This is a genomic window from Microbulbifer sp. SAOS-129_SWC (genome assembly GCF_039696035.1).
Lineage (GTDB): Bacteria > Pseudomonadota > Gammaproteobacteria > Pseudomonadales > Cellvibrionaceae > Microbulbifer.
The window spans coordinates 2,782,107-2,801,616 of record NZ_CP155567.1 but is presented as its reverse complement, the minus strand read 5'-3'; the positions used below and the strand labels follow the sequence as shown (position 1 = coordinate 2,801,616).

General features: G+C 62.3%; 15 protein-coding genes. 13 read left to right on the top strand and 2 right to left on the bottom strand.

Going from position 1 to position 19,510, the window contains the following annotated elements; translation table 11 throughout:
• Positions 1 to 8 precede the first annotated feature (8 nt).
• The 10 genes from iadA to ABDK11_RS12085 all read left to right on the top strand — a co-directional run bounded on the left by iadA (position 9) and on the right by ABDK11_RS12085 (position 12,750).
• Positions 9 to 1,184, top strand: a complete 1,176-nt coding sequence (gene iadA / locus ABDK11_RS12130) for a beta-aspartyl-peptidase (RefSeq protein ID WP_346836769.1) — start codon at positions 9 to 11, stop codon at positions 1,182 to 1,184.
• A gap of 53 nt (positions 1,185 to 1,237) precedes the next feature.
• Positions 1,238 to 2,113, top strand: a complete 876-nt coding sequence (locus ABDK11_RS12125) for a helix-turn-helix domain-containing protein (protein ID WP_346836768.1) — start codon at positions 1,238 to 1,240, stop codon at positions 2,111 to 2,113.
• A gap of 19 nt (positions 2,114 to 2,132) precedes the next feature.
• Positions 2,133 to 3,392: a cyanophycinase gene (locus ABDK11_RS12120; RefSeq protein WP_346836767.1), complete on the top strand. Its 1,260-nt coding sequence runs from the start codon at positions 2,133 to 2,135 to the stop codon at positions 3,390 to 3,392.
• Positions 3,393 to 3,467: 75 nt separating this feature from the next.
• Positions 3,468 to 4,901 carry an aspartate ammonia-lyase gene (locus ABDK11_RS12115; protein WP_346836766.1) on the top strand — a complete coding sequence of 478 codons (1,434 nt, stop codon included), beginning with the start codon at positions 3,468 to 3,470 and terminating at the stop codon, positions 4,899 to 4,901.
• A gap of 163 nt (positions 4,902 to 5,064) precedes the next feature.
• Positions 5,065 to 6,414 carry an aspartate aminotransferase family protein gene (locus ABDK11_RS12110; protein ID WP_346836765.1) on the top strand — a complete coding sequence of 450 codons (1,350 nt, stop codon included), beginning with the start codon at positions 5,065 to 5,067 and terminating at the stop codon, positions 6,412 to 6,414.
• Positions 6,415 to 6,756: 342 nt separating this feature from the next.
• Complete coding sequence (locus tag ABDK11_RS12105) at positions 6,757 to 8,142, top strand: glutamine synthetase family protein (protein WP_346836764.1); 1,386 nt, start codon at positions 6,757 to 6,759, stop codon at positions 8,140 to 8,142.
• Between the two features lie 317 nt (positions 8,143 to 8,459).
• Positions 8,460 to 9,308, top strand: coding sequence for an OmpW family outer membrane protein (locus tag ABDK11_RS12100; protein ID WP_346836763.1), 849 nt, complete (start codon positions 8,460 to 8,462; stop codon positions 9,306 to 9,308).
• Between the two features lie 183 nt (positions 9,309 to 9,491).
• Complete coding sequence (locus ABDK11_RS12095) at positions 9,492 to 10,886, top strand: glycosyltransferase family 4 protein (RefSeq protein ID WP_346836762.1); 1,395 nt, start codon at positions 9,492 to 9,494, stop codon at positions 10,884 to 10,886.
• Positions 10,886 to 11,653: a class I SAM-dependent methyltransferase gene (locus ABDK11_RS12090; RefSeq protein WP_346836761.1), complete on the top strand. Its 768-nt coding sequence runs from the start codon at positions 10,886 to 10,888 to the stop codon at positions 11,651 to 11,653. The genes ABDK11_RS12095 and ABDK11_RS12090 overlap by 1 nt, the downstream gene beginning before the upstream one ends.
• The gene (locus ABDK11_RS12085) at positions 11,650 to 12,750 is read left to right on the top strand and encodes a prenyltransferase/squalene oxidase repeat-containing protein (RefSeq protein ID WP_346836760.1); all 1,101 of its coding nucleotides are present in this window, start codon (positions 11,650 to 11,652) and stop codon (positions 12,748 to 12,750) included. The genes ABDK11_RS12090 and ABDK11_RS12085 overlap by 4 nt, the downstream gene beginning before the upstream one ends.
• Here the strand turns inward: ABDK11_RS12085 and ABDK11_RS12080 are convergent.
• Positions 12,679 to 13,296, bottom strand: coding sequence for a class I SAM-dependent methyltransferase (locus ABDK11_RS12080; RefSeq protein WP_346836759.1), 618 nt, complete (start codon positions 13,294 to 13,296; stop codon positions 12,679 to 12,681). The genes ABDK11_RS12085 and ABDK11_RS12080 overlap by 72 nt on opposite strands.
• A gap of 108 nt (positions 13,297 to 13,404) precedes the next feature.
• On the opposite strand from ABDK11_RS12080, the gene ABDK11_RS12075 reads away from it, so the two are divergent.
• Together ABDK11_RS12075 and ABDK11_RS12070 are read left to right on the top strand one after the other, a co-directional pair.
• Entirely contained in the window at positions 13,405 to 14,127 is a 723-nt protein-coding gene (locus tag ABDK11_RS12075; protein ID WP_346836758.1) for an acyltransferase, read from the top strand.
• A 41-nt stretch (positions 14,128 to 14,168) separates the two neighbouring features.
• The gene (locus tag ABDK11_RS12070) at positions 14,169 to 14,678 is read left to right on the top strand and encodes a shikimate kinase (RefSeq protein ID WP_346836757.1); all 510 of its coding nucleotides are present in this window, start codon (positions 14,169 to 14,171) and stop codon (positions 14,676 to 14,678) included.
• 468 nt (positions 14,679 to 15,146) lie between these two features.
• On the opposite strand, the gene ABDK11_RS12065 is transcribed toward ABDK11_RS12070, so the two are convergent.
• A complete protein-coding gene (locus ABDK11_RS12065; protein WP_346836756.1) occupies positions 15,147 to 15,617 on the bottom strand; it encodes an Lrp/AsnC family transcriptional regulator in 471 nt (156 codons plus the stop codon).
• Between the two features lie 259 nt (positions 15,618 to 15,876).
• Here ABDK11_RS12065 and ABDK11_RS12060 point away from each other — a divergent pair, with 259 nt between their 5' ends.
• Positions 15,877 to 19,443, top strand: coding sequence for an indolepyruvate ferredoxin oxidoreductase family protein (locus tag ABDK11_RS12060; RefSeq protein WP_346836755.1), 3,567 nt, complete (start codon positions 15,877 to 15,879; stop codon positions 19,441 to 19,443).
• The last annotated feature ends 67 nt before the right edge of the window (positions 19,444 to 19,510 follow it).

The window sequence follows — 19,510 nt, the reverse complement described above, 5'->3', positions numbered from 1 at the left end:
CGATTGCTATGTCAAAAATTACCTTAATAAAAAATGCCCGCGTCTACGCACCGCGCGACTTTGGTTACTGCGATGTACTGGTGGCCGGCGACAAGATCGCCCGCGTCGACCAGAACCTGGAACTGCCACAGAGTCTCGGCGAGACGGTGGATGCCGACGGTGCCTGGATGCTGCCGGGACTGGTGGATTCTCTGGTACATATCAGCGGCGGTGGTGGCGAGGGCGGATTCGCCTCGCGCACCCCGGAGCTGGATCCGCGCGAGGCCTTCGCCGCCGGTGTGACCACGGTGATCGGCGTGTTAGGCACCGATGCCACCACGCGTACCCTGAACGAACTGTACGGCAAGGCGCGTGCGCTCGATGCGCAGGGGCTCAGCTGCTACATGCACAGTGGCTCCTACCAGTTTCCGGTCAATACGCTGACCGGCAGTGTGCGCACCGACATCATGTTGGTGCACAACATTATCGGGGTAGGGGAGTTGGCAATTTCCGATCACCGCTCCTCGAATCCGTCGATACAGGAACTGGTGCGGGTAGCCTCGGATGCGCGCGTGGCGGGTTTGCTCGCCGGTAAAAGCGGCGTGATCAGTGTCCACGTGGGGGGGGCGCCAGGGCGTTTGGAGCCGTTATTTGCGGCAGTGGAACAGTCCGATCTCCCCATCACCCAGTTTTATCCGACTCATATGAACCGCAATGAATCCCTGCTTGCGCACGGCGTGGAGTTTACGTGTGCGGGCGGTTTCATCGACTTTACGGCCTCCACCACCGAGGAGATCCTGGCTTCCGGCGAGCTGCGGGCAAGCCGTGCGCTGCGCTGCGCACTGGAAGCGGGTGCGCCGGCCGACCGGTTGACACTGTCGTCGGACGCGCAGGGCTCGCTGACCAATTTCTGCGATAACGGCGCGCTGCAGGATATCGAAGTGGGCTCGGTGGCGAGCCTGTTTGATGAATTCCGTCGTGCGGTGCGTGACGAGCAGGTGGATTTCGTCATGGCACTGCAGGCGGTCACGACCAATCCGGCGCGGGTGCTGGGGCTGCGCCATAAAGGGTGCATCGCTCCGCGGCAGGATGCCGACCTGTGTCTGGTTGATCCCGATTCCTTCGAGATCCGCCACGTTATGGCACGGGGCACGTGGCAGTTTTTCGACGGTCACAATCGCTTTCGGGGGGCTTTCAGCCGGTGAGCACTGCACAGGCCGCCAGCGCTGTCGCCGTAATTTTACTGCCTGGATTTCCGATGGCGGCCCTGGGCGTACTGATGGAACGCTTTACTCTGGCTGCCGGTGGCTCGCCGCTGATTTACAGTCTCGAAGACAAGATGGTGGCGGCGGAACACGGGGTGCGGGTTCAGGCGCAGGTGCTGCCGGCCGACACACCGATCGCGCACACGCTGGTGATCTGCGGTGGCCGCCGGGCACTGGAGGTGCCGGTGCCGCTGTGCCAGCGATTGGCGCGCGGCGTGGTTGATTGCGGTTATCTGGTCGGTATCGCCAGCGGTGGCCTGCTGCTCGCCCAGTTGGGGCTACTGCGTAATCGCCAGCTGAGTCTGCCGGAATCGTTGCAGGCGCTATTGCCTCCGGCCGAGCGCTGCTTTGCCCAGAGTAGCGGGCCCTTCAGTCGCGATGGTCATATCTGGACCTGCAGCGGCGAGGAGTCGGTAGCGGCAATGCTCGATACTCTGCTGCCGATGTGGCGGGGGGGGCAGCATGGCAGTCGTGCAGCGTTGAACTGCCAGGTCGACGATCGCGCCCTGCTGGCAGAAGCTCAGGCGCTGATGCGCAACAATCTGTCGGAGCCACTGGCCACCAGTGAGATTGCCGGTTACCTGGGCGTTACCTGTAAGAAGCTCGAGCGGGTCTTCCGGCGCTTTGCCTGTCAGTTGCCGGCGCGTTTTTATATTGGTCTGCGCCTTTCGCTGGCGCGGGACCTGTTGCACCACAGTGGTTGCAGCATCGAAGAGATAGGCCACCGCTGCGGTTTCAGTTCACCGTCACATTTCAGTCGCGCATTTCGCAATCACTTCGGCTGCTCGCCGCGTACCGAGCGGCAACAGTTTACGGCGGGCCCCGGTCCGCATTGGATCCCGGTTGTCGAACAGCGCCGGGCCAGTTGACTTATTTGGAGCTAACACTATGAGAGCCAGAGTCTTCCATTCCCTGTTGGCACTGCTGCTGACCCTGGCCGCCGGTGGTTGTCACGCCGCCGGCAAACTGATGATTGTCGGCGGCGCGCTGCGCAGCGACAACGCGGAAATTTACCGCGCCTATATTGCTGCGATTCCGGCACAGTATCCGGATGTAGCGGTAGTGCCGGTCGCCTCGGGCAGGCCGGCGCACTACGCAGAGCAATTTCGCGCCGATCTGCAGCACTACGGGTTTGCCGGGCACGTGCATATCCTGCCGGTGGCACTTAAGGATGATCCGCACACGGATCAGGATGAGAGCCGCTGGGCGCGCGGCGCTTATGACCCGGCAGTGGTAAAACAGATGGCAACGGTCGGTGGTATCTGGTTTGTCGGCGGTGACCAGACTCGCATAACCAATGCGCTGCTGCGCAAGGGCGGCGGTGACTCGCCGCTACTGGCCGCGATCCGCCGACAGCTGGCCAACGGGGCGGTGATCGGCGGTACCAGCGCCGGCGCCGCGATCATGTCGTCGCCCATGATTGCCGCTGGAGATTCACTCACCGCGCTGACGCAGCCGCTGGCCCGCAATTATGCCGGGATGGAATCACAGGAATCCGGGCGCTTAATGTTGCAGCCGGGCCTGGGCTTTTTTCGCGGCGGAATCGTCGACCAGCATTTCGATCGCAAGAGTCGTCTCGGTCGCCTCGTGCGGGCGTTGGCGCAGCCGCTCGGGGAGCGGCCGCGGCTCGGGTTCGGCGTCGATGAGGACACCGCCATGTTCGCGGATCTCGACCGCGATGAACTACTGGTGCTGGGGCGAGGGTGCGTGACGATCCTCGATGCGCGCTCGGCGCGCTTTGTCGATCAGTCCGGCGGCGAACAGTCGGCGGGATTTGCCGCGCGGGGCATCGGTATGACGGTGCTCAGTGATGGTGATCGCTACAACTGGCGGGCCGGAACTCTGCGCGTGCACGGCTCTGCGACTGCCGGGCATGAGGCCTTCGGCTATCGGGTGGAGCAGGGTGGCGGTATGGCGCTGCCCAACAACCGCCTCGAGCAGATGCTGGGTTTTTCCCTGCTGGATAACAGCGAGTCGCGCGAGTTACGCCGCTACACGTTCGATGAGAGTGGCCACGGTGTGCGGTTCCGCTTCCGGCAAACCGATGACAGCCGCGGCTACTGGCGCTACGGCTCCGGCACCAAGGATCAGTATTCCATCAGCGGTGTGAAGCTGTCGGTGGAGCCGATCAGTATCGATATCCACTGATTCGGTTGTTGTGATTTCTCCGGGGTGCGGCCGCATTCCGGATTCACTGTGATTTTTCTTTTGCGGAATTCCCCTATGAATCCTTCCGACGGCTACCGCGTGGAGCAGGACCTGCTGGGCGAGCGCTGGGTGCCCGACGCGGCCTACTATGGTGTGCAGACCCTGCGCGCGCTGGAAAATTTCAGTATCAGTGGCATACCACTGCAGCATTTTCCCGATCTGGTGGTCGCGCTGGCGATGGTGAAAAAGGCCTGTGCCCGCGCTAACCGCGACCTGCTCAAGCTCGACCCGGAGCAGGCCGACGCGATTCTGCTGGCCTGCGACGAAATCATCGACGGCCGGCTGCACGATGCCTTCTGCGTGGACATGATTCAGGGCGGTGCCGGCACTTCCACCAATATGAATGCCAACGAGGTGATCGCCAACCGCGCACTGGAATTACTCGGGCGCGCGCGCGGCGAATACGCACGCCTGCACCCCAATATCCACGTCAATATGTCGCAATCGACCAATGACGTGTATCCCACCGCACTGCGCTTGGCGTTGATTTTTGGCCTGCGCCGGTTGCGCGCTGAGACTGGGGCACTGCGTGATGCGCTGGCGGACAAGAGCGCGGCGTTCCGCTCTATCACTAAAATGGGCCGCACCCAGTTGCAGGATGCGGTGCCCATGACCCTGGGACAGGAATTCGGTGCCTTTGCCACCAACATCGGCGAGGAGGTGGCGCGGCTCGACGAAGTCAGCGCACTGCTCAGTGAGATCAATTTGGGCGGCACGGCGATTGGCACCGGCCTCAATAGCGAGCCCGAGTACCGCGCGTGCGCGATCCGCCACCTGCGGCAGATCGCCGGGGTACCGGTCTGCGCGGCCGCCGACTTGGTGGAGGCGACCTCGGATATGGGCGCGTTCGTGATGCTGTCGGGCCTGCTCAAGCGCACGGCCATCAAGCTGTCGAAGATCTGCAACGACCTGCGCCTGCTGTCGTCCGGGCCGCGCTGTGGTTTCAACGAGATTAACTTGCCCGAGCGCCAGCCGGGCTCGTCGATTATGCCGGGCAAGGTGAACCCGGTGATTCCGGAGGCGGTGAACCAGGTGGCGTTCAGCGTGATAGGCAATGACACCGCGGTCACCATGGCCGCCGAGGCGGGCCAGCTGCAGCTGAATGCGATGGAACCGCTGATTGGCTTCAAACTGCTGGAATCCATTGGCTATCTGACCGCCGCCATGGCCTCCCTGCGCCGCGACTGTATTACCGGGATTACCGCCAACGCCGCCGTCTGCCGCGGCCACCTGGAACAGAGTGTCGGCCTGGTGACTGCCCTCAACCCCTACCTGGGCTATGCCCGCACCTCGGAGATTGCGCGTCGCGCGCTGGAGTCCGGCCGCTCCGTGGCCGAACTGGTGTTGGAGGCCGAGTGGATGACGGCCGAAGCGCTGCAGGAGGCGCTGCGCCCCGAGGCTATGACCGGTCAGGGCGCGGCGCAGGAGGGGGGCGGCGCGGGGGGCTGAGTGGTGTCATCACTATAGTGGTAGCGCTGGAGTCGATAGATCTTGCACTCTCCCACTGGTCACCCCTAAAATGTGATCACAAATTGGAGAGAGGCAATTCCCTGGGACCGGTCCCGGCCGGACGGTGGAATGGATCTCGAAGTAACGAGCCAGGAGCGAGACCATGAACAAGAGTCAACTGCAACAACACGACCGCGAGCACCTGCTGCACCCTTTTACCGATTTCCACGACCTCGGCAAACAGGGCACCCGCGTGATCACCAGCGCGGAAGGCGCCTACATCACCGATATTGACGGCCACAAGATGCTCGACGGCATGTCCGGCCTGTGGTGCTGCAACCTGGGCTACAGCCGCAAGGAAATCAGCGATGCCATCTACGAGCAGCTGAACACCCTGCCGTTCTATAACAGCTTCTTCCAGTGCACCACCATCCCCTCCATCGAGCTGGCGGATGCTCTGGCGGAAGTGACCCCGGCGCACCTGAACAATGTCTTCTTTACCGGTTCCGGTTCCGAGGCCAACGACACCAACCTGCGTCTCATCCGCCGCTACTGGGATCTGCAAGAGCAGCCCGAGAAGCGCATCGTCATTTCGCGTCAGAATGCCTACCACGGCTCCACCATTGGCGGTGCCAGCCTCGGCGGTATGGGCGGCATGCACAAGCAGTTCCAGTCCCTGGACTACATCGAGCACATCGAGCAGCCCTACTGGTTCGGCGAGGGCGCCGACCTGTCTCCGGAAGAGTTCGGCCTTCAGGCTGCCCGTGCGCTGGATAAGAAGATCCAGGAACTGGGCCCGGAAAAGGTAGCGGCGTTTATCGCCGAGCCGATCCAGGGTGCCGGTGGTGTGATCATTCCGCCGGAAACCTACTGGCCGGAAGTGAAAAAGGTGCTGGACCAGTACGACATCCTGCTGGTGATGGACGAAGTGATTTTCGGCTTCGGCCGCACCGGCGAGTGGTTCGGGGCCGACTATTACGGCATGCAGCCGGACCTGATGACCTTCGCCAAGGCGGTCACCAACGGCTACTTCCCGCTGGGCGGCACCATGGTCAGCGACCGCGTTGCGGATGTGATCAAGTCCAAGGGCGGTGAGTTTACCCACGGCTACACCTACTCCGCGCACCCGGCCGCCTGCATGGCGGGTCTGGCCACGATCAATATCCTGCGCAATGAGAAGATCATCGAAAATGTGCGCGATGTGACCGGTCCCTACCTGGCCAAGCGCTGGGCCGAACTGGCCGAGCACCCGATTGTCGGCGAGGCGCGCAGCCTGGGTATGGTTGGTGCACTGGAGCTGGTCAAGGACAAGGGTAGCCGCGCCCGTTTCGATGATGACTGCACTGCCGGAGCCGTATGCCGCGACATGAGCATCAAGCATGGCCTGGTGATGCGCGCTACCGGCGACACCATGATCATCGCCCCGCCGCTGATCATCACCACCGAGCAGGTGGACGAGCTGGTCGAAAAAGCCCACCGGGCGCTGGACGACACAGCCAAGGCGTTCGCGTAAGATTCCCGGAGCCGGAGGGCTTGAAAGGGCAGTAAAACCCGGTGCGCAGTCGCTGTTGTGGGGAGCCGCTTGCAAAACGATTACCGTTCAGGTGGTTGGGCAGGCGGCCGGCGGCAACGGCTCCGCCCGAATGCCCGCAGGAGAACCCGGATCTCCGGAAGAATTTGAACGATCACAGCGAACGGCCTGCTGGCAGGATGTTCGCGGGACCGTATGAGGCAGGGTGCCGATTACGCGCGCAAGGGGATGTATTCCCCGCGTGTCTCGCGAACAATCTCCGGCCGCAGGATCGCCAGGGGGCCGGCCGGTAATCGCCCGGCCCCGAAATACCAAAGGCAATGTATGTCTCAGGAAAAAGAATTCACCCCGTCCACGGAATTGCAGGAACAGTCCCTTAAATTCCTCGGCGAGCACCCCGATCTGAAATGGATCGAGGGTTTCATGTTCGATATCAACGGCATTCCCCGCGGTAAGTGGCTGCCGGCGGAGTCGGCGGAGAAGCTGCTCAAGGGCGCGTTACAGATGCCGCGCAGTGCCGCCAGCCTCGATGTCTGGGGGCGGGATGTCGAGAACAGCCCGCTGTTATTTGCCAGCGGCGACAGCGATGGTGTGTGCCTGCCGGTTTCCCCCATCTGCGCCGCGCCCTGGCATCGCGAAGAGACCGCACAACTGCACATGCAGCTGCACGAAGCGGACGGTTCGCCGCTCTACGCCGATGCGCGCAGCCAGCTGCAGCGGGTGGTCGCGCGCCTGAAGGAACTCGGTTATACCGCCGTGTGCGCCACCGAGATCGAGTTCTACCTGCTGCGTGAAGAGGTCGATCACCTGGAGCGGCCGCGACCGGTCAGCGACAACGATGCCGATCTGGTGCCGTCCACCGATGTCTATGACCTGTCGGAACTGGACGCCCAGCGCCACTTCTTCGCCGATGTGCGGGCCGCCTGTGAGGCGCAGGGAATTCCCGCGGATTCGGTGCTGTCGGAGTGCGCCCCGGGGCAGTTCGAAATCAACCTGCTGCACAGTGCCGACCCGGTCAGGGTGGCCGACCAGACGCTGCTGTTCAAACGGCTGCTGAAGGGGGTCGCCCGCAGTCATGGTTTGCGCGTCACGACCATGGCCAAGCCATTTGGCAACCAGGCCGGCAATGGCATGCACGTGCATATGAGCCTGATTGACGACAGCGGTAAGAATGTCTTCAACGACGGCAGCAACGAGGGCTCCGAGCTGCTGCGCCAGGCGGCGGCCGGTATGCTTGCTACCGCCAACGACGCAATGGCGTTTTTCGCGCCGCACAGTAACTCCTACCGGCGTTTCCAGGAAAGCTCCCACGCGCCCCTCAATTTGTGCTGGGGTTACGACAACCGCACCACCACGCTGCGGGTGCCCGCCAGCGCGCCGGAAGCGCGGCGCATCGAGCACCGCATCGCCGGTGCTGATGTGAACCCCTACCTCGCTCTGGCGGCGATTCTCACCGGCGTGTGCCACGGCATCGAAAACCGCCTGGAGGCACCGGCGCCGGTCGAGGGCGACGCCTATCAGGTGGAGAGCGAGCAGCTGGTCAATACCTGGAGTGGGGCGCTCGAGCGTTTCCAGAAGAGTCCGCTGTGGCCGCAGTATCTGGATCCGCGTTTCGCCGAACTGTTCCTGTTGCTGAAGCGCCAGGAGCTGGCGGAGATCGGTGCCCGGGTAACGGACGTGGAATACCAGAGTTACCTCCACCGGGTCTAAAATCGGTGGGGAAATTTCGGGCGGAGGGGCTTTACTCGTTGGCTTTTACGACAGCGACAACAGCGGCCGGCGATCTTTTGCTATACCTATGACTAGGCGCACAACGCGCTTTACTCTCCTCCTGAAAGTGTGTTCGAGAAAACTGGCCCGCCAATCGGCGGGCATTTTTTTTGTGCCGCAAAACTCTGGCGGAATATCGTTCTGCTAAAGCCGCTTTCGGAGGGGAAGCTATTCTGCAGCTTGCTGAAGGCCACCTATACTGGTGTGTAACCGCAACTGCGGCGAAGGAGCTTTTCAGCGTTAAAAGGAGTTACCCCATGAAATTCAAGCCCCTCCTCATCCCCCTGGCTGTGGCGGGTTGCGCCGGCCTCGCCGCGGAATCGGCATTCGCGGGACCCTCCGGTTACCCGGTTCAGGCGGCCCCGCCTACCAACAGTTTTATGATACGCATCGGCGCCGCTTACGTTGAACCGGACAGTAAGGCTTATTCCGGGGTACAGTCCTTTGTCGTCGACGACCCGAGCACCGGAACCGAAGACAATCCGGTGGTGGAAAATGTGCCGGTGGATGTCGGTACCCGGCTGGATCTCGACAACGACACCACGTGGTATATCAGCTTTGCCTGGAAGCCGATGCAACACTTCGGTCTGGAGTTGTATCACTACGACAACGCCAGTCACGATGCCACCATGTACTCGAGCGCCGCCACGGATACAGATTTCATTGGCGAGTTCTCCCAGGACCTCGGCAGTATCGATACCGACACCACCAGTATTCTGGCCAACTGGTATCCGCTTGGCCCCAACTGCCTGATCCAGCCCTATGTCGGCCTTGGCGTGGCCTACCTGAATGTCGATGAGGATTGGCTGCGCCCGGTCTTCGGCTACGATCAGGGCCGTCGCCAGGGATTGATCGATTTCGGTAGTGATCTCAGCTGGACCGCGCAGATTGGTGTCGACTTCAATTTCGGTATCGACAGCGCCTGGCAGATCAATGCCTCGGCGATGTACGTGGATGCCACTCCGCACCTGTCGCTGGGCTACGATACCGATACCCGTCCGCCGGGCTTCGGCGATAGTGTAATCCTGCCGGTACGCATACGCGACGATATGGACGTCAACCCGTGGATGTTCAACCTGGGCATCGGATACAAGTTCAGCTTCTGAGCGCTCCCACCCGCACAAAGGCAGGCAGCGGCCCTTGCGCCGCTGCCTGCCGCGCCTGTTTTTACCCCCGAAAAGACTGTCGGCTTTGACACGTTGGTGGACCGTTTTTGCCTGGCGGTCACTTCCGCGCCGGTGTATTCTTCGCCTTCACGCCGGCAGTAGAACAAGATTAATGGGGATTTCATGACCGCCTTGGGGAATTATGCAGACGGTCCGACACGCGTATCCGCGCAGCCACTCAACATCTGCCTGCTGGGCTACCGGAGCCATCCGTACTGCGGCGGTCAGGGCGTGTATCTGCACTACCTGAGCCGGGCACTGGTGGAGGCCGGCCATTCGGTCGATGTCATTTCCGGTGCTCCTTACCCGGAACTGGATCCGCGCGTGCGGCTGATCAAAATGCCCGGCCTGAACCTGTTTGAAAGTGAGCATCCCACCCGCGCGCTGCGCTTGCGGCACCTGCTGTCGTGGGCCGATTTTTCCGAGTGGTGGGGCAAACTCAGCGGCGGTTTCGTCGAGCCTTACACCTTCGGTCGGCGGGTGGCCAGATACCTGCGCGAGCACGGCAGCCGCTACGATATCATCCACGACAACCAGTCCCTCTGTTACGGCCTGCTCGATATCGAAAAGGCCGGCCTGCCAGTGGTTGCCACCATTCACCACCCGATCACCCGCGATCGCCAGCTGGCGCTGGACGCCGCACCGGACTGGGGCTACCGCCTGCTGGTGCGCCGCTGGTACAGCTTCCTGCGCATGCAGATCCGGGTGTCGCGCAAGCTGCGCCATATCGTCACCGTTTCGCGCCAGTCCGAGCGTGATATCGTCGAACAGTTCGGCGTGCCGGCGGAGCAGATTCAGCTGATTTACAACGGTATCGATACCGATGTGTTTCGCCCGCAGGCGCAGATCACTCGCAATCCGCGGCGCTTGATGACCACCGCCTCGGCGGACCAGCCACTCAAGGGGCTGCGCTTCCTGCTGCGCGCGCTGGCGAAACTGCGCCGGCGCTATCCCGACCTGGAGCTGCTGGTGGTGGGTAAGCTGCAGTCCGGCGGTGCTACCGAGCAACTGCTCGAAGAATTGCAGCTGGGGGGCGCGGTGCAATTCGTGTCCGGGATTTCCAACCGCGAAATGGCGAATTATTACGCCGCCGCGGGTATCGTGGTGTGCCCGTCGCTCTATGAGGGCTTCGGTCTACCCGCCGGCGAGGCCATGGCCTGCGGCGCGCCGGTGATCTCCAGTGACGGCGGCGCGCTGCCGGAAGTCGTGGGGGATGCCGGGGTGGTGGTTCCCGCCGGTGACAGCGCGGCACTGGCCGGCGCACTGCAAAAGCTTCTCGACGACCCGGCGCTGCGCGCGGAACTGGGCGAGCGGGGCAGGGCACGTATCCTCGCGCAATTCTCCTGGCGCCTGGCCGCAGAGCGGCTGGTGGACTATTACCGCCGCGTGCTGGGTGCACCGGCGCCGGCCGCATCGACCTCGACGGCCGAAGAAATCCGCGCTGATGACTACCTCGACGCGGGTGGTAATGCCTCCGGTACAAATGCGTCCGGGAAAAATGACGCGGAGGCAGCCTGATGATTACCGTAGATCCGCGACAACTGGGCCTGCGGCCGGGCCAGCGCCTGCTTGATCTCGGTTGCGGTGAAGGCCGCCATGCGATTCACTTCGCCATTAGTGACGATGTCGACGTGGTCGGTGTCGATTTGAATATGAAAGATCTGCGCACCGCACAACAACGCGCGCGGCCATTTGCCGAACAGGCGCAACAGCGTGGGCGTCTGCTGCTGAGCGTGGCCGACGGCTTGCGGCTGCCGTTTGCCGACAACACGTTCGATGCGATCATCTGTTCCGAAGTCCTCGAGCATATCGACGATTACACCGGCGTACTGGCGGAGATCGACCGGGTATTGAAACCGGCGGGGATCTTCGCCGCCAGCGTGCCGGCATTCCTGCCCGAGTGGGTATGCTGGAAACTGAGTGACGAATACCACCAGGTTGAGGGTGGCCATATCCGGATTTTTCGCGAGCGCCAGCTGCGCGGCAGCATTGAAAAACTCGGTCACCGCTTTTTTGCCCGCCACAAGGCCCACGCACTGCATTCGCCCTACTGGTGGCTGAAGTGCTGGCTGTGGCATCGGCCGCAGTCGCGGCTGCTGGATGTCTATCATCGCCTGCTGGTGTGGGACCTGATGCGCAAACCGATACTGACGCGCGCGCTCGAGAGGTTGCTGAACCCGCTGATCGGCAAGAGCGTGGTGCTGTATTTCATCAAGCCGCCAAAGCCTGAACAGCAGCGGCCGCTGGGCGTTGATTCACCGCGAGCAATGGAGGCCGCGGTTTGAACGCGATTAACACAAAGGCCCCGTTCCCGGAGGGGTTTGTACGCAACAGCGCGGCCTATATCCTCGGCTGCCAGTTGCCGGATGGATCCATACCCTGGTTCGATGGCGGCTACGCCGATCCGTGGGATCATGTAGAAGCGGCCATGGGGCTCAGCATTGCCGGTGAGTATGCCGCGGCCGAGCGCGCCTATGGCTGGCTCGCGGAAACCCAACTGCAAGACGGCAGCTGGTGGGCGGCGTACCAGGCCGGGGCGGTACACAACCGCGAGCGGCGCGAGAGCAACTTTGTCGCCTACGTTGCCACCGGTGTCTGGCAGCACTTCCTGATCAGTGGCAATCGCGCTTTCCTGCGCGACTATTGGCCGACCGTGGAGCGCGCCATCGATTTCGTGCTGGCGCTGCAGACGGAGCACGGCGAAATACACTGGGCGGTGGACAGCGATGGAGTGGCGAAAGAAGATGCGCTGATCACCGGCTGTGCCTCCATTTACAAAAGTCTCGAATGTGCGATCAATATCGCCCACACCCTCGGCCAGCCGCGGCCACACTGGGGGCGCGCGCGGGCGGCGCTGGGTACGGCACTGCGCGAGCGCCCGCAGCGTTTTGATCGCACCTGGGAGAGCAAGGCGCGCTTCTCGATGGACTGGTTTTACCCGGTGCTGACTGGCGTTTTCAGTGGCACTGCGGCGCGGGCGCGCCTGCAGAAAAAATGGGATGAATTTGTCGTCGCTGGCCTCGGCTGTCGCTGTGTCAACGACGAGCCGTGGGTGACGGTAGCCGAATCCTGCGAACTGACGATGGCGCTGGTGGCTGCGGGCGAGCGCAGCCGCGCGGAGAAACTGTACCGCGGGCTGCATCGCTGGCAGGACAGCGACGGCGGCTACTGGACCGGGTATGTCTATCGCGACAGTGCCATCTGGCCGGAGGAGAAAACCACCTGGACCGTGGGCGCGATGCTGCTGGCCGCGGATGCGCTGGCGCGGCTGACGCCGGCCTGCGACCTGTTTACCTCGGTGGCGCTGCGTTCAGACGCGGCGCAGGACGCCGAGGGTGCCGACCATCTCCACCAGCTCGAATTGGGCGGAAGCCAGCGCTAGTTTGTAGATATCGTAGGGCGCCTGGCCGCCGTCGGCGGGATCGGGAAAAATATCGTGAATTGCCAGGTAGCCACCGGGCACGATATGGCGCGCCCAGCTGCGGTAGTCGGTCATCGCGGCTTCCAGTGAGTGGCCGCCGTCGATAAATACCAGCCCCAGGGGTGTATTCCAGCACCGCGCGGCCACCGCCGACGGCGCGACGACGGGCACAACCCATTCTTCCAGTTGTGCCGCACGGATATTGCGGCGGAAAGTGCGGAAGCTGTCCATCAGCTGCACACCTTCGTCGAACAGCTCTGGATCGTGGTATTCCTCCCCCGGCTGGTGCTCTTCGGAGCCGCGGTGGTGATCAACGGCGAACAGCACGCTGTCCACCAGTTTGCAGGCGGACGCCAGATAGAGCGTGGACTTGCCACAGTAGCTGCCTACTTCCAGGCTGGAGCCGAAGGCGCTGGCCTCTGCGGCGAGGTGGTAGAGTGCTTCGCCCTCGTGGGCGGCGAGGAAGCCCTTGATGGCGTGAACGTCGATGGGCAGCTTGAGGGACATGGGTTACCGCTTTGTAATTTTTCCGTGGCGAAAACATAAACCGGCGCTCCCGGAAAAGCAATTGGATTGCAGGTGCGCCGACTCAATAAAATTATTCGACTAACTTTCATGCGCAGAGATCATCGACCCCACTGGCTGAAACGCTGGCAACTGCGCTGGCGCAACTGGCGTTGCCGTCACTTTCTGCTGCCGCAGTTCGAGGCGGTAGGGCGCGAGCCGGAAATCATGGACCCGGGGTCGGTGCAGGTATTCGGTGGCAATATCCTCCTGGGAGATTTCCCGCACCTGATTTCCACCCCGGACAAATTCATCCGTTTTACCACATTCGGTCACCGCGGCGCGGACGCGCGTATTACCATCGGCGACTGTGTGCTGATTTCTCCCGGCGTGCGCATTTCCGCGGCGCAGTCGATCACTATCGGCAACGGCTGCATGATCGCTGCCAACGTCTATATCTCCGATTCCGACTGGCACGGTCTCTACAACCGCACGCGGCCGTTTCGCTGTACGGCGCCGGTAAGCCTGGGCGACAATGTCTGGGTTGGCGACAGTGCGATCGTGTGCAAGGGGGTGAGCATTGGTGATAATTCGGTGGTCGGTGCCGGCAGTATCGTGACCCGCGATGTACCGGCCAATACCGTGGTGGCCGGCAACCCGGCGCGGGAAATCAAGCAGATCAATCCGCGCCGGCGTATGATCACCCGCGAGGCGCTGTTCGCCGATGCCTTTCGCCAGGCGCACAACCTGGAAGAGCTGGATAAAATGCTGCTGCGCGGCAATAGCCTGCTGGGTTGGTTGCGCGCGGTGTTGTGGCCACGGCGCGGGGATTGAGCCGCGCGGAATTTACTGTCTGGGGTAGATAGCAGATCAAAATGAAGAAGTATAAGAGTGTTGTCCTGATCGGAATGCCGGGGGCGGGCAAGAGTACACTGGGGGTATTGCTGGCCAAGGAGCTGGCGCTGGACTTTGTCGACACCGATGTACTGATCCAGTTGCGCGAGGAGAAAACCCTGCAGGAAATCATGAATGAAAGTGATTACCTGAACTTGCGTCGCATCGAGGGCGAAGTGCTGGCCGCGGCCGAGTTGCCCAACCACGTGATCGCCACTGGCGGCAGCGCGGTGTATAGCGAGACCGGCATGGCCAACCTGCGCCGCTTCGGGTCCATCGTTTTCCTGAACTGCTCCGCCGACGAATTGCGCCGGCGCATTCACAACTACGAAAGCCGCGGCATTGCCAAGGCTCCGGGGCAGTCGTTCGAGGAATTGTTTGAAGAGCGCCAGGCGCTGTATCGCCACTACGCGGATATCACTGTGGATTGTGACGGGCGGAATCTGCAGCAGGTGCTGGATGCGGTTGTCAGCGGATTGGGCAGCCTCTAACCGATCAGTTGCTTCCACGGTGCTCTGTTCTGGCTCAGTGGCGGCAAAGAACTGGGTGTACCATTTCGAAAAGGAGCTCGGCGCCCCCCTGCGAATACATCCCTGTACGCTCCGGCGGCGACGGTCCGGCCGTTCCACGCATTCACGGCGCCTTCGGCCCTGTCGCCGACGGTTTCGAAATGGTACACGCAGCGCTTTGTCTTAAATTTGTAGCAGGTAACTTCGTAAGAATTGGTCGAGCGGGCGATCTCGCTTGGCGCGATATGCGTTATGCGAAGGCCCTGCTGCCGATGGCTGTTGGCGGGACCTTATGAGGCAGGGATGCCGATTAGAGCCTACAAGGATGTACTTGCGGCGTGTCCCGCAAACAGCCATCGGCAGCAGGGGCGCCACAGGGCTGGCTGCGGACCCAATCCAGGCCGGGGCGAACACTCGAGTGTGCCCCGGCGAAGTCAGTCTGAGCTGAACTTACAGCGGCAACTGGGTCGTGTACTTGACCTGCTTCAACGCAAAAGTGGAGTTCACCGAGGCCACATTGGGCAGGTGCACCAGTGAGCGCTTGAGAAGCTGCTCGTAGTGCTCCACACTGTCGACCACCACGCGCAGGACGTAGTCTTTGTCACCACTGGTGGAGTAGCACTCCACGACTTCCTGCACATCCTGAACCGCCGACTCGAAGCTGTTCAAAGATTCTTCATCGTGGTTGTGTATGGTGACATAGCAGTATACTGTGACTCCGAGGTCGAGTTTCCGGGGATCGAGCAGGGTCACACGTCCACGGATGATGCCGTCGGCTTCGAGGCGTTTGATGCGACGCCAGCAGGGGGTGTGGGACAATCCCACTTTGTCTCCGAGTTCCGCCATGGAATAATCGGCGTTCTCCTGCAGCGCCCGCAGAATCTTGCGGTCGAAATCGTCGAGGTCTGTCGAACGCTTCATACAAACTCCTATCCTACAAATAATGTTCTAGTCGAGATATCTATCATAATTTTACGCATACTTGTGTTAATAAAGCAATGTTCTATTGCGCTTAACGCACTAGTATGACCTGACCAGTTCGTCGCTGGTGCAACCAGTTTTGTGATTGCCCGCCAGTTCCCCCGGGGAACCGGCCATATGGGCAGCGGCGACCGGCGGCAAATTGAGCCGAAGAATAATGACCAAGCGGTAACAGCTAGAGAGAATCGGAAGTAGGCGTATGAGTGAACAAGTGAGCAGTCAGCAACCCGCGGCCCCATCTCGGGAAAATGCCCAGTCCAAGCAGATCTCCCTGGACGATCGCTACACCACCCTGAAAGGGCAGGTACTGCTATCTGGCATCCAGGCTCTGGTGCGCCTGCCCATCGACCAGATGCGAATGGATCGCGCTCGTGACCTCAATACCGCTACCTTCATCTCCGGCTACCGTGGCTCCCCGCTGGGTGGCTACGACCAGCAGCTGACCCGCGCGAAGAAATTTCTCGACGAATACAAGATCCGCTTTATTCCCGGCGTCAACGAGGAACTGGCGGCGACCTCCGTGTGGGGCTCGCAGCAAGTGGGCCTGTTCGACGGCGCCGAGGTGGATGGTGTCTGCGGCATCTGGTACGGCAAGACGCCGGGTATCGACCGCTCCGGCGACGCCTTCCGCCACGCCAATGCCGCCGGCTCCTCGCCCAAGGGCGGTGCGCTGATCATCGCCGGCGACGACCACGGCTGCAAGTCCTCCTCTTACCCGGGCCAGTCCGAGTTTGCGTTCGTCGATATGCATATCCCGGTGCTGAACCCGGCCACGGTGCAAGAAGTGCTGGACTACGGCCACTATGGCCTGGAACTGTCGCGCTTCAGCGGCTGCTGGGTGGCAATGATTACCCTGGCGGAAAATATGGACAGCTCGGCCACCGTCGAGGTGGATCCGCAGCGCGTGCAGTTCTCCTACCCGGAAGTGGAGCGCCCCGAGGGCGGCCTCAATATCCGCAAGCAGGACAATCCGCTCGAGCAGGAAGAGCGCCTGTGGCGCTACAAGCGCCCGGCGGCACTGGCGTTTGCGCGCGCCAACAAACTGAACAAAGTGGTGCTGGAAAACCCCGAGGCAACCCTCGGCATCGTCAGCACCGGCAAGGCCCATCTCGACCTGATGCAGGCCTTTGAAGATATGGGTATCGACGAGGCGCAGGCCAAGGCGCTGGGTATCCGCATCCTCAAGGTGGGTATGACCTACCCGCTGGACGTGCCCGGTATCCAGGAGTTTGCCCGCGGCCTCGATTACCTGCTGGTATTGGAGGAAAAGCGCAGCCTGATGGAAGTGCAGCTGAAAGAAGAGCTGTACAACGTGCACCTGCAAGACCCGCACTTCCCGCGCATCATCGGTAAAGTGGATGAACACGACCGCCCGCTGATGCCGATGTACGGCGAGCTGTCACCGGCAGTAGTGACCCAGGTGCTGGGTAAGGTACTGTCGGACAAGAACCTGGGCGAGCGTGCCAGGCACCGCTTGATGCGCCTCGACAAGCTGGCCGAGCGCATCTCCCGGCAGGCCGGTTCCAGCGTCTCGCGCCTGCCGATGTTCTGTGCCGGCTGCCCGCACAACCGTTCTACCAAGGTGCCCGAGGGCAGCCGCGCGCTGGCCGGTATCGGCTGCCACTACATGGCCCAGTGGCTCGACCGCGAGACCTACACTTTTACCCAGATGGGCGCCGAAGGCGTCAACTGGGTGGGTCAGGCGCCTTTCACCAGCGAAAAACACGTATTCGTCAATCTGGGCGACGGGACCTATTTCCACTCCGGGATTCTCGCCATTCGCGCGTCTGTCGCCGCGAAGGTGAATATCACCTACAAGATCCTGTTCAACGATGCCGTCGCCATGACCGGCGGCCAGCCCCACGACGGCGAACTGGCACCGGACATGATCTGCCGCCAGGTGCTGTCCGAGGGCGTGCAGAAAGTCGTGCTGGTGATGGACAACCCGGACAAGTACAAGGGCGCGCTGACCTTCCCGAGCGAAGTGGAAATCCGCCACCGCGACCATATGCCGGTGGTGATGGAAGAGCTGCGCGAGACCGAAGGCTGCACCGTCATCATCTACGACCAGACCTGCGCCACCGAGCTGCGCCGCAAGCGCAAGCGCGGCCTGCTGCCCAAGGCAGAGGGGCGCCCGTTTATCAACGAGCTGGTGTGCGAGGGTTGTGGCGACTGTGTACAGCAGTCCAGCTGTATCGCTGTCGAGAAGGTGGATACCGCCTTCGGCGACAAGCGCCGCATCAACCAGACCGGCTGTAACCAGGATATGTCCTGTGTGAATGGCTTCTGTCCGTCTTTCGTCACCATCAAGGGTGGCAAGCTGGCCAAGCGCGCCGGCGTCGGCGATGTCCTGCGCACCGAGGCGGCCAAGCTGCCGCAACCGCAATTGCCGCAACTGTCCGAGCCCTACAACCTGCTGGTGACGGGCGTGGGCGGTACCGGCGTGGTGACCATCGGCGCGCTGCTGGCCATGGCCGCACATATCGAGGGCAAGGCCACCAGCACCCTGGACCAGACCGGGCTCGCGCAGAAGGGCGGGGCGGTGTATTCGCACGTGCGCTTTGCCGAGCGTGCCGACGCGCTGCAGGCGGTGCGTATCTCCGACGGTCGCGCCGACGCGCTGCTGGCCTGCGACCTGATCGCCGCCGGCAACCTGGCGGCCAGCCTGGCCAAACTGGACGAGACGCTCAGCCGCGCCGTGGTGAACACGCACCTGAGCCCCACCGCCGCTTCGGTACTGGGGCGCGAGGATATCCACTCGCCGCAGGCGGTGCTCGACAGCATCGACAGCGCGGTGAAAGAGCTGACCGCGGTGGAGGGCCACAAGCTCACCAGCGCGGCCCTGGGGGACACCCTGACGGCCAATATCTTTATGCTCGGCTTCGCCTGGCAGAAGGGCCTGGTGCCGCTGGGGCAGGAATCTCTGCTGCAGGCGATCGAGCTGAACGGGGTGGCCGTGGAGGCCAACCTGCAGGGCTTTGCCGCCGGCCGCCTGGCCGCGGCGGATCGCGCCGCACTGGACGCGCTGCTGGCGCGCGACGAGACGGTCGCGGTGCTGCCGCAGGGCCTCGAGGATGTCGTCGCGCACCGCAGTGCCCACCTGGCCGACTACCAGAACACCGCCCTGGCGAGCCGCTACCGCGCGCTGGTGGACAAGGTGAAGTCTGCGGAGATTCTCAAAGTGCCCGGCAGTGAGGCGCTGGCGGAAGTGGTCGCCCGCAATTACGCCAAACTGCTCGCCTACAAGGATGAGTACGAGGTGGCGCGCCTGTATACCGATGGCCGTTTTGCCGAGGCGCTGAAAGAGAACTTCGCCGGTGATTTCGAGCTGGAGTTCAACCTGGCGCCGCCGATGATTGCGCCGTTCGACAAGGCACTGGGGCGCCCGCGCAAGCTCAAGTTCGGCGGTTGGATGTACAAGGCATTCGGGCTGCTGGCGAAGCTGAAATTCCTGCGTGGCACCGCCTTCGATGTGTTCGGTTACACCGCCGAGCGCAAGATGGAGCGCGCCCTGATCGGCGATTACGAGCAGATGGTGGACGAGGTGCTCGGCCTGCTGAATGCCGACAACCACGCTGCGGCCATCGAGCTGCTGGGCTACCCGGATGCCATCCGCGGCTACGGCCCGGTCAAGGATGCCAACGTGGACAAGGCGCAGCAACTGCGCGATGCGGCGCTGCAGCGCTTCCGTAATCCGGCGGTGGTTGCAGATGGTGCAACGCCGGTGGAGGTATTCGATCCGGCCAAGGCGCAACAGGTCGGTTGATCTGCGAGAATAAAAAAAACCGGGGCCAGTCCCCGGTTTTTTTTTGCCCTGGATCTTGCCGCCGACC